The sequence below is a fragment of the Enterococcus sp. HY326 genome (genome assembly GCF_026157065.1).
In the GTDB taxonomy this organism is placed as follows: domain Bacteria; phylum Bacillota; class Bacilli; order Lactobacillales; family Enterococcaceae; genus HY326.
Window position 1 is genome coordinate 69,599 of the sequence record NZ_JANLGQ010000004.1, and the last position, 14,225, is coordinate 83,823.

13 protein-coding genes are annotated in these 14,225 nt (G+C 39.2%); 12 read left to right on the forward strand and 1 reads right to left on the reverse strand.

Annotated elements, in window-relative coordinates; genetic code table 11:
* Positions 1-156: 156 nt before the first annotated feature.
* Complete coding sequence (locus ORH16_RS11010; RefSeq protein WP_265458868.1) at positions 157-1,206, forward strand: glycosyltransferase family 4 protein; 1,050 nt, start codon at positions 157-159, stop codon at positions 1,204-1,206.
* Positions 1,207-1,216: 10 nt separating this feature from the next.
* Complete coding sequence (locus tag ORH16_RS11015; protein ID WP_265458870.1) at positions 1,217-2,455, forward strand: glycosyltransferase family 4 protein; 1,239 nt, start codon at positions 1,217-1,219, stop codon at positions 2,453-2,455.
* Between the two features lie 230 nt (positions 2,456-2,685).
* On the opposite strand, the gene ORH16_RS11020 is transcribed toward ORH16_RS11015, so the two are convergent.
* Positions 2,686-3,576, reverse strand: coding sequence for an ArsR/SmtB family transcription factor (locus ORH16_RS11020; RefSeq protein ID WP_265458872.1), 891 nt, complete (start codon positions 3,574-3,576; stop codon positions 2,686-2,688).
* A 256-nt stretch (positions 3,577-3,832) separates the two neighbouring features.
* Between ORH16_RS11020 and ORH16_RS11025 the strand changes: the two genes are divergently transcribed.
* From ORH16_RS11025 to ORH16_RS11070, 10 genes are all read left to right on the forward strand, one after another.
* Positions 3,833-5,173, forward strand: coding sequence for an ABC transporter substrate-binding protein (locus ORH16_RS11025; protein WP_265458874.1), 1,341 nt, complete (start codon positions 3,833-3,835; stop codon positions 5,171-5,173).
* A 104-nt stretch (positions 5,174-5,277) separates the two neighbouring features.
* Positions 5,278-6,189 carry a carbohydrate ABC transporter permease gene (locus ORH16_RS11030; protein ID WP_265458875.1) on the forward strand — a complete coding sequence of 304 codons (912 nt, stop codon included), beginning with the start codon at positions 5,278-5,280 and terminating at the stop codon, positions 6,187-6,189.
* A 12-nt stretch (positions 6,190-6,201) separates the two neighbouring features.
* Positions 6,202-7,035 (forward strand): carbohydrate ABC transporter permease, encoded by an 834-nt coding sequence (locus tag ORH16_RS11035; protein WP_265458877.1) that lies wholly within the window; start codon positions 6,202-6,204, stop codon positions 7,033-7,035.
* Positions 7,036-7,040: 5 nt separating this feature from the next.
* Entirely contained in the window at positions 7,041-7,673 is a 633-nt protein-coding gene (locus ORH16_RS11040; RefSeq protein ID WP_265458879.1) for a DUF624 domain-containing protein, read from the forward strand.
* Positions 7,651-9,084, forward strand: a complete 1,434-nt coding sequence (locus ORH16_RS11045) for a glycoside hydrolase family 43 protein (RefSeq protein WP_265458881.1) — start codon at positions 7,651-7,653, stop codon at positions 9,082-9,084. Before ORH16_RS11040 ends, ORH16_RS11045 begins: the two co-directional genes overlap by 23 nt.
* Positions 9,085-9,086: 2 nt before the next feature.
* A complete protein-coding gene (locus ORH16_RS11050) occupies positions 9,087-10,064 on the forward strand; it encodes a family 43 glycosylhydrolase (protein WP_265458883.1) in 978 nt (325 codons plus the stop codon).
* A gap of 1 nt (position 10,065) precedes the next feature.
* Positions 10,066-11,511 carry an alpha-N-arabinofuranosidase gene (locus ORH16_RS11055; protein WP_265458885.1) on the forward strand — a complete coding sequence of 482 codons (1,446 nt, stop codon included), beginning with the start codon at positions 10,066-10,068 and terminating at the stop codon, positions 11,509-11,511.
* 1 nt (position 11,512) lies between these two features.
* Positions 11,513-11,752, forward strand: a complete 240-nt coding sequence (locus ORH16_RS11060; RefSeq protein WP_265458887.1) for a DUF6171 family protein — start codon at positions 11,513-11,515, stop codon at positions 11,750-11,752.
* Between the two features lie 56 nt (positions 11,753-11,808).
* Positions 11,809-13,011 (forward strand): arabinan endo-1,5-alpha-L-arabinosidase, encoded by a 1,203-nt coding sequence (locus tag ORH16_RS11065; protein WP_265458889.1) that lies wholly within the window; start codon positions 11,809-11,811, stop codon positions 13,009-13,011.
* The gene (locus tag ORH16_RS11070; RefSeq protein WP_265458891.1) at positions 12,986-14,224 is read left to right on the forward strand and encodes an alpha-galactosidase; all 1,239 of its coding nucleotides are present in this window, start codon (positions 12,986-12,988) and stop codon (positions 14,222-14,224) included. Before ORH16_RS11065 ends, ORH16_RS11070 begins: the two co-directional genes overlap by 26 nt.
* The last annotated feature ends 1 nt before the right edge of the window (position 14,225 follow it).

Below are 14,225 nucleotides of genomic sequence, written 5' to 3' on the forward strand. Positions count from 1 at the left end.
TGTTAGAATGATTGTCAGAAATTGAATTATCCTTGATTTAATAGGGTTTTTTATGAAAATATGCTAATTTTTTTGAAAAACATCAGACTTTAGTTTGAGAGACAAAGTAACTTGCTATGCTATAATAACTGTGAACTACTGAAAGGAGGAGCAACCATGAAAGTGCTATTGTATTTCGAAGGTGAAAAAATCTTAGCTAAGTCTGGTATTGGTCGTGCCTTAGACCATCAAAAGCGTGCTCTCTCAGAAGTTGGTATTGAATATACACTTGATCCGAATTGTGAGGATTATGATATTTTGCATATCAACACTTATGGAATTAACAGTCATAATATGGTCGCTAAAGCGCGGCGAATGGGTAAGAAAGTCATTTATCATGCCCACTCAACGGAGGAGGATTTTAGGAATTCCTTCATTGGGTCCAATCAAATTTCGCCACTCGTCAGACGTTATCTAACTAGTTTATATACTCGAGCGGATTATTTAATTACTCCGACCAGCTATTCCAAATCACTTTTAGAAAATTATGGGATTCAAGTACCGATTACCGCAATCTCCAATGGCATTGACTTGGAGGAGTATCGGCCAGATACTCAAAAAGAAAAACTTTTTCGAGAGTATTTTCATTTAGCTCCAAATCAGAAAGTAATTATCTGTGTCGGATTATTCTTCGAACGAAAAGGAATTATCGACTTTGTCGAAATTGCCAGACAGATGCCGGAATATACGTTTATCTGGTTCGGTCATGTTGCAATGATGAGTATTCCTAAAAATATTCGTGATATTGTCAAAGAAAATCATCCTGAAAATGTGATCTTCCCTGGCTACATCAAAGGAGATATTATTGAAGGAGCCTACTCAGGTGCGGATTTATTTTTCTTTCCTTCTTACGAAGAGACAGAGGGTATCGTCGTTTTAGAGGCTTTAGCTAGTCGTCAGCAGGTTTTAGTTAGAGACATCCCGGTCTATCAGGACTGGTTAGTTGCCGGAGAAAATTGTTACATGGGTCAGTCTAATCGTGATTTTCGTCAATTGATTCAAGGAATCGTCGAAGAAGAGCTGCCGTCAACGGTCAAAGCGGGCTATTATACCGCCCAACAACGCAGCATCAGAGAAATCGGTTTTGAATTAAAAGCAGTTTATGAAAAAGTTTTGTACCAAGCGGATTATGCCAAAAAGAAAGAGCAGGTTCTGCAAAAGGGATAGGAGGCGCAACATGCGTATTGGATTTTTTACAGACACGTACTTCCCCCAAGTTAGTGGGGTCGCAACGTCAATCAAAACCTTAAAAGAAGAATTAGAAAAACACGGTCATGAGGTCTACATCTTTACCACTACCGATCCCAATGCCAGCGGAATTGAACCCAATATTATTCGGATGCCTAGCGTCCCTTTTGTTTCTTTTAAAGATCGGCGGGTCGTGGTTCGGGGCATGTGGTATGCGTATCTGATTGCCCGGGAATTAGAATTAGACTTAATTCATACCCATACTGAATTTGGTGCTGGCTTTTTAGGCAAGCTTGTCGGCAAAAAAATGCGCATTCCGGTGATTCATACCTATCACACCATGTATGAAGACTACCTGCATTATATCGCCCACGGCAAAGTGATTCGTCCAGTTCATGTCAAATACTTTTCAAGAATGTTCGTTAATCATTCAACCGGCGTCGTGTGCCCAAGTCAGCGGGTCATTGATAAACTGCGTAGCTACGGTGGCACTTCCCCAATGCGGATTATTCCAACCGGCATTGATGTGCGCAAATTTTCTGGTAGTAAAGTTACTGCTGAGGACACGCAAAAGCTGCGGGCTTCATTAGGCATTACTGAAGATCAGATTATGTTATTATCACTGAGTCGTTTATCTTATGAAAAAAATATTCAAGCCTTAATTCAAGGTTTACCGGCAGTTATTGAAAAACTGCCGCAAGTTAGAATGGTCATCGTCGGCAAAGGACCGTATCAAGAAGGTCTAGAAGAGATGGTCACAGAGTTAAATTTACAAGATTATGTCCAATTTACCGGTGAAATCAGTAACAATCATGTAACCCGCTATTATAAAGCCGCCGATTATTTTATTAGTGCTTCCCGCTCGGAAACCCAAGGCCTGACTTACACCGAAGCGATGGCCGCTGGAACTCAGTCCGTCTTATTAGGCAATGATTATTTAGAACAATTATTAAGCGATGTGACGCTCGGCGTTACCTACAAAACAGAAGCTGATTTTCCAACAGCTTTAGTAGATTACATTCACTCAGAGGTCAAAATGGACCCAGAAGTGTTAGCCAATAAAATGTATGAAATTTCCTCTGAACACTTTGGAGAATCAATTTTAGAATTTTACAATGATATGATTGAATACTACCAAGAACAAAGCTTTGAAAAAGAGTATGAAAAAGAGTTTGATCCCACATTTGAACGTTTAAAAGTAAAATTAACTTCTTTGCGTCAACGCTAAAATAAAAAATACTGCCTATAAAAGGCCCAGCTGTTAGAGCTAAATCTGACAGCTGGGCTTTTTTTAGACAGTTTTTGTTTAAGAAATATTTTTTGTCTAGTAGTAAATTCTATGCAAGGGACAATTTATTCAGTATGCAGATCCGTTCTGGTTTCATCAGCATCTGAGCTTTACAAAATTTCTAAAAGATTAAGTCTCAATAGAATTCATTTTTGTTTTCAAACAGTCGGCTAACTATAAAACATTTTGATTTTGATGTCCTGATCGTAATTACCAAAGCCTTTGCCAAATAAAGTGCAACCACCAACGTGTTCAGCATCTTCCTTGACTTCAATTTTTAAATGCCAAGTATCTTCTGTTGGGGGAATGTCGGAGATTTTAACGTCTGACAGGGGTTCACCGTCCATGTAAGTTCCGTGATCCATAATCCGAATTGTCTTCAAAAGACCGTATTGGTTTAAATTATCAACATACCAATCTGGATTGTATTTGCCGCGAATATCGGCGAAGTCTCCGGGACTAGTCCAAGTTCCCAATTCAATGCCATTTAAAGAAAAAGTAATATCAGAGGGCCAATTATTATTAGAAAAAGGAAACTCAGAAGAAATCTCCATTGAAATTTCCATCATCTCTAATTTTTCTGTCGTTGCTAAAAAGTTTGGTGTCTGGTATTCTACGAAGCCTTTTGTAAACCATAAAATCCGAGCATCCATTCGATGGGGATCCATAAAGTATTTTGGTTCATCAACCGGTCCAATAAATCCTTGCAAAGTAGCTAGTCCGCATGTCGGTTCAACATAATAATTTGTATAATGGCCGACTGGGATTGAATTTTCCTTTGTATCAAAGGCGTTAAAGATTTTTTCAGGGAAATTAATATCAATGTGGTCTACCCGCAGACTGGAAATTTTACTCTGGCCAACTTTTTCAGTCTTGATGATATTCGCTTCTTCCAATTTTTTTACGTGCATGGTGACGATAGCACTACTTAGGCCTAAAGCCTGAGCCAGTTCCTTGACGCTCATTTTATTTTTGGATAGCAGCTGAATAATATTAATTCTGACATTACTCGCCAGCGCTTCGTAAACCTTCAATGAATCCTGATTGATTTCTAATTGCATTTTCCATTCACCTCTATATTAAAGCGATTTCATAATTATGTTAACATATTTATTAATCACTGTAAATAATCAACTTGAATTTATTCATGATTAATAAATATATTAATTAAAATATAAAAATATTTTTGATAATTAGCAAAAATATTGTTGACAGCGTTTGCAATTTGTATTATTGTTTACGTGTAAGTTAGATGTGTTTGCAAATGCGTTAGATTATCTTCAGTGAATTACTATCTAAATAGGAGGAAGTCAAAGGATGAAAATCAAAAAAATACTTTTAGCGGGTGCAGTTTTGGGTTTGGCAGGCTTTACATTATCAGCTTGTGGTGGAGTAAGTTCAAGCTCCAGTGGTGACAGCGATTCTAAAGAACTAACCTTCATGTTCCGTGGCGGTGAAGATGAGAAAAAAGCCTATGAAGCAGCAATTAAACAATTTGAAGAAGCAGAGGGTGTTTCTGTAAAAATTATTGCAACAGATGCCGATCAATATGCTACTAAATTACAAGCAGCTATTTCAGGCGGAAATATGCCTGATGTATTTTATATCGAGCAAGGAAATGTTATGGCTTATGTTGACAATGGTGTTCTACTAGATATCACAGATGAGATTGAAAATTCAGATTTTGATTTAGCTAATGTTTGGGAATATGGTGTTGATAGTTATCGATATGACGGTGAGAAGGTGGGAGAAGGAGCACTATATGGTTTGCCTAAAGATGTGGGACCATTTGCATTAGGCTATAACAAGCAAATGTTTGAGGATGCCGGAATTGCACTTCCGGACAATGATACTCCGTACACTTGGGAGCAATTTGCTCAAGTTGCACAGGAATTGACAAAGGATACTGATGGGGATGGCAATTTAGATCAATGGGGAACAGGTTTCAACGTAAACTGGAGTTTACAGTCCTTTGTTTGGAGTAATGATGGTGATTGGATTAACGAAGACAAAGATACAGTCACTGTAGACACACCAGAATTTGCTGAGGCACTTCAATTCTTTGCTGATTTACAAAATGTTTACGAAGTAACTCCTTCCATCTCAGATTCTCAAACATTAGATACTTATCAAAGATGGATGAATGGTGAGATTGCTTTCTTCCCAGTCGGACCATGGGACATGAGCACATATGCCACCTTAGACTTTGAGTACGATTTGATGCCTTGGCCAGCAGGTTCAACTGGGGTTCCCGCAACTTATGTGGGTTCCTTAGGAATTGGAGTTTCAAGTAATACTGAATACCCTGACGATGCGGTTAAATTGGTTGAGTACCTGAGTGCCTCTGAGGAAGGACAACAGCAATTAGTTGATGCTGAGATTCAAATTCCCAATCTAATTGATATGGCAGAAACATGGGCATCTGATACAGCAACAGTTCCAGCCAATAAAGAAGAATTTTTACAAATTGTGCAAGATTATGGACGGGCGCTACCTGCAGCAACAACTTACAATGCTGAATGGTATGACGAATTCTTCATTAATATCCAACCAGTTTTAGATGGTGATCAGACTGCAGCAGATTATTTGCAGGAAGTTCAACCAAAAATGCAGCAAAAACTTGATGCCGCCTTGCAACAACAAGCAACAGCGAATTAATTTCTGATAGTAGTCAAAAAGCAAGGATTCTTGAAGGATTCCTACTTATATAATTTAGGAATCCTTCAAGTTGTTACTATCAACAAAGAAGTGGAGGTTTATCCATGAAACAATCAGGGGCAAATGTTGCCAGAAAAAGTAAACTGTATGCAAAAGAACATCGAGTTGCTTTCCTTTTTATTTTATTGCCAATTATTGGCTTTGTTCTCTTTTCTTTAATTCCGCTTTTCTATTCAGCCTATGCAGCATTTACAGACTGGAACGGTTTAGGAAGAATGAACTTTATCGGCCTTGATAATTTTATTAATCTATTTAAAGATGAATATTTTTATAAAACAATGTACAACACACTTTATCTAATGTTAGGAATTCCGATTGGCTTAATTCTATCCTTTATGTTGGCATCTGCGTTAAGCCGAGGCATCAAGGGAACAACTATCTTTAGAACGGTTTATTACATACCGGTTATTTCGTCTTTAGCAGCTATTTCAATTTTATGGCAGTGGGCTTATAACGGTGATTTTGGATTAGTGAACCAAGTGCTAGATTTGTTTGGTATCGATGGACCCAATTGGTTGCAAAATGCAACAACAGTTAAACCGGCAATTATTATTATGACAGTCTGGAAAGGTTTAGGTTATTCAATGTTGCTTTATTTAGCCGCTATTCAAAGTGTTCCTAAAACTTTTTACGAGGCTGCTGAATTAGACGGCGCATCCTCCTTCCAGAAATTCAAAAATATTACCTGGCCAATGGTAAAACCCGTTACTTTCTTTTTAGTAGTTACCAATATCATTGGCGGTTCACAAATTTTTACAGAAATTAATATCATGACACCGACTGGCGGTCCTGGTTATAGCAGTGCAACAGTTGTTTGGTATATTTGGCAGAAGGCTTTTGGCAATTGGCAAATGGGATACGCCAGTAGTATGGCGCTGATTTTAGCTGTCCTTGTATTTGCGATTACCGCTTTCCAATTTTATATGAACAATCGCTCAAGCTATAAGATAGATTAGGGGGGAGCAAAGATGAAAAAGAGCAAAATCAGTAGCATCATTATCGTGATAATTTTATCGATTGGTGCCATCGTAATGATTGGTCCCCTTCTTTGGATGGTGTCCACTTCATTAAAAGATCGAACAGGGGTTTTTCAATTGCCTCCGCAATGGATTCCCAACCCTATCAGGTTTGACGCTTATGAGCGTTTGGCCAATCTAGATACCCTTTTTTCAGGGATTAAGAATACTGTAATCGTCTCCCTTTCAGTGACGGTTGTTGGAACAATTACTTCAAGCTTGGCGGCGTTTTCCTTTGCTAAATTAAGGATGCCTCATAAGAATTTACTATTTTTAATCTTGTTAACAGCCTTGATGATTCCTTATCCAGCTGTAATGATTCCGCAATTTATGATGTTTTCAAAAATTGGTTGGGTGGATACATTATTGCCTCTGATTATCCCTGGAATGTTCGGGAATATAACGATGATCTTCTTTTTGAGACAATATTTATCCAATATTCCTGATTCAGTTGTTGAAGCAGCAAAAATCGACGGAGCCGGTTACTTGCAGACTTTTTTCAGACTAATCTTTCCATTGATTCGTCCAGCAGTAGCTGCTCAATTCATTTTATGGTTTATGGGAGCTTGGAACGACTATTTGGCACCATTAATCTATTTGAACAGTCCTGAAAAACAAACGTTGCAAGTTGTTATTGCTAATTTGAATGCAGCTTACGCCATTCAAACGGACTATCCATTAATCATGGCGGCTTCCGTAGTTTCTCTGTTACCAGTATTAATTGTGTTTATTATTTTCCAAAAACAAATCATTGAATCAGTGGCACTTTCTGGTTCGAAGGGATAATTCTTATGACGACAAAATTAATGAAGGGATTAAATGTAATTGTCATTTTAATTCTAGTCAATGTAATGTGGTTGATTGGAACTGCAGTGGGATTATTCATTGCTGGGCTAACTCCAAGTATGGTAGCTGCTGTAAAGATTCTAAGGAATCCTCAGTTATTTGCAGACTATAGCTCATATTTTGAACTGCTTAAACAATTTATCAGAGAATATATCAACGCTTTTCGTGTCTACAATTGGCGAATTTTAATCCCTTCTACAATCGCTTTATTACTTTATTTTGATTTGCTGATTATTCAGGGAAATGAACTGTTGCGGGCAATGCTTCAATGGCCGTTACTTATTCTGGCAAGTTATCTCTTTTTAAGTTTTATTAATTTGATAATGGCTGTGGATATTAGTCAAGAATCATGGATTAAAAAAATCAAATTCGCATTAGTAGCTCCTATCTTATTACCATTACAATCAATTTGCAGTTTACTAATGATTGTTGCATTTTTTGTTTTAGTTCTGGCTTATAATTGGTTATTTTTTGTAGCCATTTCGGTACTGCTTTATACGATGATCAGACTTTTATCCAGCGGCTATGAGCAGAAGGGACTGTTGGTGGTTGCCAATGAAACTTTCGCAGAAATTTAGCAGCTTGCTGTTGGCTACCTTGGCTTTAGCCGGTTGCGCTGATAACCAGCAGGTCACTCAAACTCTTGAAGATCCAGAGTTTGAAAATGTCAGCGTACATGATCCATCTATTATCAAAGATCAGGATGAATTTTATATTGTGGGTTCCCATGCGCAATTTGCGAAATCGACAGATTTGATGCATTGGGAACAAGAATCTAATTCTGTTGCTGAAGATAGTTTATTTGAAAATGTGCGACAAGAATTAGCTGACGAATTTGCCTATGCGAAGACGGACACAATGTGGGCGAGTGATATTTTCGAATCAAAGAATGGTAAATTCTATTTGTATTATTGTTTATGCCAAGGAACATCACCATTAGCAGTTTTAGGCGTTGCAGAATCTGAAAATGTCGACGGACCTTATAAGCAGGTCGAATCATTTTTATATTCGGGAAGTTCTCCTCAGTTTGGGGAGACATATGATGCAACAATCAATCCCAATGTCATTGATCCCCAAGCTTTTTACGATAATGAAGGGAAAATGTGGATGGTTTATGGTTCTTATTCAGGTGGTATATTTATTTTGGAAATGGATGATCAAACAGGCTTACCTGTTGATAGGGATTCCTATGGTACCCATCTAATTGGTGGAAACCATAGTCGTATTGAAGCACCATATATTCAGTATAACGAGCAAAATGAATATTACTATTTGTTTACTTCTTTTGGTGGACTGGATTCATACGGTGGCTATAACGTTCGTGTTGCTCGCTCAAAAAATCCCGATGGACCTTATGAAGATAGCCAAGGAAATCTGATGTCTGAAGTAAAAGGCGCAGAGGGAAGTTCTTTTGACGATACAAGTATTCAAGATTATGGTGTCAAACTGATAGGAAATTTACTCTATGAAAAGGACGATGGCTTAACCAATGCTGGCTACATCTCACCAGGACATAATTCATCATATTACGATGCAACTCAAGATCAATATTATTTGATTTTCCATACTCGTTTTCCAAATGCGGGCGAATTACATGAAATAAGAGTGCATCAGTATTATTTTACTGAAGATGGTTGGCCCATTATAAGTCCTTTACGTTTTGCGGATGAGTCGTTGGCAGACTATTCAAAAAAACAAGTGACAGGTAGCTACTCTTTGATTATCTTCACAAAGGATATATCTGATTGGCTAAATAAGCCTCAGACAATTGAACTAACTTCAAAGCAAACTATTACTGGTGATGTTGCCGGTGAGTGGACATTGTCAGAGGACAATCTGAATCAGGATTCAAGTGTTATCTTGAATGGAAAAAAATATAACGGAAAATTTATTTCAAATTGGGATGAAAATCAGGGACAACAAGTCATGACCTTCAGTGGAATGGCAGATGATGGGATTCCTGTATTTCTAGTTGGAAGAGGGGAATAAGTATGGAAGATAAGTTGCGCATTCAAAATCCCATCGTATTCGAAAGAGCAGACCCGTGGGTTTATTTGCACACAGATGGTTACTATTATTTTACTGGATCTGTCCCAGGTTATCAGGGAATCGAAGTCAGAAGGAGCCGGTCCATAAATGACTTGGAAAATGCTGAAAAAGTTTTGGTTTGGCACGCTCACGACACAGGACCTATGAGTCGCTTAATTTGGGCACCAGAAATCCATTTTTTAGATGGAAAGTGGTATATCTATTTTGCAGCAAGCGATGACGAAGATCTTCGGAATCGACATCATCATCATCGTATGTTTGTAATTGAAAATGCCAACGCCAATCCTTTTGAAGGCAGCTGGCAGGAAAAAGGCCAACTTAAAACGCAATTTGAAAGTTTTAGCTTGGATGGCACAGTTTTTACCTTGAAGGATAAACTCTATTATGTCTGGGCGCAACAAGATCCAAATATTCCAGGAAATTCAAATTTATATATTTCTGAGATGGCCAGTCCTTGGACTTTAAAGGGCAAGCAAACTTTAATCAGCATGCCGACAGAGCCTTGGGAAAAAATCGGCTTCAAGGTTAATGAAGGCCCAGCGGCTATTATCAGAAACGGCAAAGTTTTCATTACTTATTCGGGAAGTGCTACTGATGAAAATTACGCAATGGGATTGTTATGGGCGGATGAAAGCAGCGATTTATTAGATGGTTTCTCATGGCATAAAGAATTAAAGCCGGTCTTTGTCTCTTCAGAAAGACATCATCAATTTGGGCCGGGTCATAATTCATTTACGACTGGTCCAAATGGTGAGGATATTTTAATTTATCACGCACGTCCAGAAAAAAACCAGGAGGGAGATCCATTGAGTAATCCAAATCGGCATGCGATTGCCCAGCAATTTGACTGGAATGAGGCAGGATTTCCGGTCTTCGGTGAACCGGTAGAAAATACTCGAGAATTGGAAGTGAAAAACTAACATGTCTATCAAAATTTTAAACCAAAAATCAGGACCAACAATCAGTAAATATATCTATGGCCACTTTGCAGAACATTTGGGCCGGTGCATTTATGAAGGCCTTTATGTAGGAGCAGATTCGTCAATTCCCAATGTAAATGGCATGCGGACTGATGTGGTGGAAGCGTTGAAAAATATCAAAATTCCTGTGCTGCGTTGGCCGGGGGGCTGTTTTGCTGATGAATATCATTGGAAGGACGGCATCGGTGCCAAAGAGAACCGCAAAAAAATGATTAATACTCATTGGGGGGGCGTTGTAGAAAATAATCATTTCGGAACCCATGAATTTTTTGAATTGGTTAAGCAATTAGAGTGTGAAGCTTATGTCAATGGCAATGTCGGTAGCGGTACGGTTCAGGAAATGTCTGAATGGGTGGAGTATATTACGATGGCCGGCGTTTCACCGATGGCCGATTGGCGCAGAGAAAATGGGCGAGAAGAGCCGTGGGATATGAAATTTTTTGGCGTCGGCAATGAAAACTGGGGCTGTGGCGGCAATATGCGTCCTGAATATTATGCAGATTTATACCGTCGTTATCAAACGTATGTTAGACAATATGGCGACAAAAAAATTTATAAAGTTGCTGGTGGTGCCAATGTTGACGATTATCATTGGACTGACGTTTTAATGAAAAATGCCCATTGGCTGATGGATGGTCTGAGTTTACATTATTATGTGCATCCTCAAGGCTGGGAGAAAAAAGGTAGTGCCCTAGATTTTGATGAAGCAGAATGGTTTGCCACCTGTCAAAAGGCGGATCACATGGATGAGCTCATTACGCGTCACAGCACAATCATGGACCAATATGATCCAGAAAAACGCGTGGGCATCATTGTTGATGAATGGGGCACATGGTTTAGTGCTGAACCTGGCACAAATCCGGGCTTTTTATATCAACAAAATACGATTCGTGATGCAATGGTTGCAGCGATTACTTTAAATATTTTCCATAAACACGCAGAACGGGTGCACATGGCAAACATTGCACAAACGGTTAATGTTCTACAGGCAATGATTTTAACTGACGGCGACAAAATGATTAAAACACCAAGCTATCATGTTTTTGATTTATATAAAGAGCATCAAGATGCTGAGCGGGTGGATTTATATGGAAAGGCACCGGAAACAGTAACATACACTGCTTCGAAAAAAGACGGTGTCTTGCACCTATCTATTTGTAATTTTGCAGTCAGCGGTTCAGAAGAATTGAGTTTTGAGATGGAATCAACAATAAAAGCTGTTAAGTCAGCTCGCTTCATCACGGCTGATAAAATGAATCAGCACAATGATTTTGATACACCAGAAGAAATTACGATTCAAAACTTCCAAGATTTCGCAACAGCGGAGGAAAATCTGACTGTCACAGTTCCGGCGATGAGCGTTATTACGCTAGCAATTCAATTGTAAAATGGCTTGCCGAGGATGCGATATTAAGACGGAAGTGGAGTCAGCCGATGTTGCTCGCTTAATTGCCGAGCAACTGGCTTTAGAAATAAATTTAATTCATCCAGAAATTGCTGAACAACGTAAAACAATTTGTGAAGCTTGCCCGTTTCGTTTTAAAGAAACCTGTGGCAAGTGTGGTTGCTTTTATGAATTTCGGGCAAATTTAGCGAATAAAGATTGTCCAGCTGGTTTCTGGCAATAAAAAATAAGCTTGGGACATCCAGTTGGAGGTGCCAAGCCTTTTTAGTAGGTGAACAAATGGAAGATGTCAGAGGGGTTCATGACCCAACGATTATTGAAGCAAATCAGCAATTCTATTTATTTTCAACGGACACACAACAACCGCCAACTCAAGGTGTGCCAATTCGGATATCGAAAAACTTATCCGAGTGGCATTTTGCCGGTTCTGCTTTAAAAGGAGTGCCGCAAGAAGCACAGGAGTGGAGCCAAGCACAAGGGCTTTGGGCTCCGGATGTGGTTCAAGTCGGTGCAGAATTTCGCATGTATTATTCGGCTTCAACTTTTGGCAGCACAACCTCGCTGATTGGTCTGGCAACAGCTGCTGATCCCAGCGGTCCCTGGACTGATCAAGGGGCAGTAGTTAAAACTAGCTCAAAACTTGCTGACCATAATGCAATTGATGCGAATTTCACTTTGGATCGTGAGGGAAATCAATGGTTAGTCTATGGGTCATTTTTTGGTGGGATTTATTTAGCAAAAATTAATCCGGCAACAGGTAAATTATTAAACTCAGAGGATTACGGAATAAAAATTGCTCAGCGGCCGCAAACAGTTGATGGGGCAATTGAAGGGCCGTTTATTTATTATCATCCTGAAACAGATTATTTTTATTTATTTGTTTCCTTTGATTCTTTAAACGATAGCTATAATATCCGGGTGAGTCGGGCTCGGGAAATCACCGGACCTTATCTTGATTTAGCTGGCCGGAAAATGACAGATTTTGCCTCCCCACCAAGAGAAATTGGTGTTAAACTTTTAGGGAGTTATCAATTTGCTAACGAAAGTCCTGTTTATGGACCGGGGCATAACTCTATCTTAAAGACAACTTCAGGAGAGTTATTTATAGTCCATCATTATCGACGGCGGCCGTTTTCAGATGAATTTTACTTAGGGATTCGTAAACTTTTTTGGTTGGATAATGGCTGGCCGATAGTGGCTGCTGCAACAATTGGTGAAGGTGATGAAATAGAAGATATAAATGTCGCAACAGGAGTTTGGGAAGTGGTGACGTTTGATTATACTGAGACGTTGAAAAAAAGTGTCACCCAAGAAGTAAAAATTAAACAACAGAATGATAAGTATTACTGGAATGAAATGCAAATTATTCCTTATAGTATCAATCAGCAACTTTATTTTTCTGGATTAAATCATCAGGGCGTTGCTGTTTTTGGAAAAAAAGTTAAGGAGGCTAACAATGAAATCACCAAAAGGCTGGAATAGCTGGGATAGTTACGGTGCCTCAGTGACAGAAGCTGAGGTTAAACAAAACGCTGTCTGGTTGCAAGAAAACTTACTAGAATTTGGCTGGGATTATGTCGTTGTCGATATTCAATGGTACGAGCCGACAGCTGATTCTTCTTTGTACCATAATTTTGCCCATTTAACGATGGATCAGTTTGGTCGGCTACAGCCGGCTGTCAATCGTTTTCCATCAGCAGCTGGCGAAAAAGGCTTTAAACCGTTGTCGGATTTTGTTCATGATTTGGGTTTGAAGTTTGGCATTCACATTATGCGGGGGATTCCCAGAGAAGCAGTGCATCAGCACTTGCCGATTTTTGGTATAGATAAAACGGCGGATCAAATTGCTCAAAATAATATTTGTCCGTGGAATGCTGATATGTATGGTGTCGATGTTAGTCAGCCGGCTGGACAGGCGTATTATGACAATCTTATACAAATGTATGCTGATTGGGGCGTTGACTTTATTAAAGTCGATGACATTGCCGATTCAAAAATTTATCACGGTGCCCACAAAGAGGAGATTGCAGCTTTAGCTCAAGCCATAAAAAAATGTGGTCGAGAAATTGTCTTGTCCCTATCACCGGGACCGGCTCATTTAGAAGACGGCAGTTTCTTGCAGCAGCACGCCAATATGTGGCACTTAACTGATGACTTTTGGGACAATTGGCCGCAGCTTTATCAAATGTTTGAAAAATGTGAGCAGTGGGCACCGCTGATTGCAAACGGCAGTTATCCAGATTGTGATATGCTGCCGCTGGGACATATCGGGATTCGTTCCGTTGATGGTAGTGGCGGCAATCGTCAAAGTAATTTTACACCTGCTGAGCAACAGACAATGATGACCTTATGGGGGATTTTTCAATCGCCACTGATGTTCGGCGGTGAGCTGACAGATATGAATGAAATGACTTATCGCCTATTAACGAATAAAGACTACTTAAAAATGCACGAAAGTCTAAACTATCAACGACAAATTTTCCGGGAAAACGAATGGGTTATCTGGTTTGGAAAAAGCGCTGATACTGAGTATTACGCTATTTTTAATTTGGCGGATGAAGAACGCCAGTTACCAGATGACTTACTGTCCGTTTATTTTTCAGGAACAAACTATTTTGATATTTGGCAGGGGGCAACTTGGCAGTCTGGAAAATTACCGGCCCACGGTGCAGCTTTATTACGAAAGGAAAATTAGC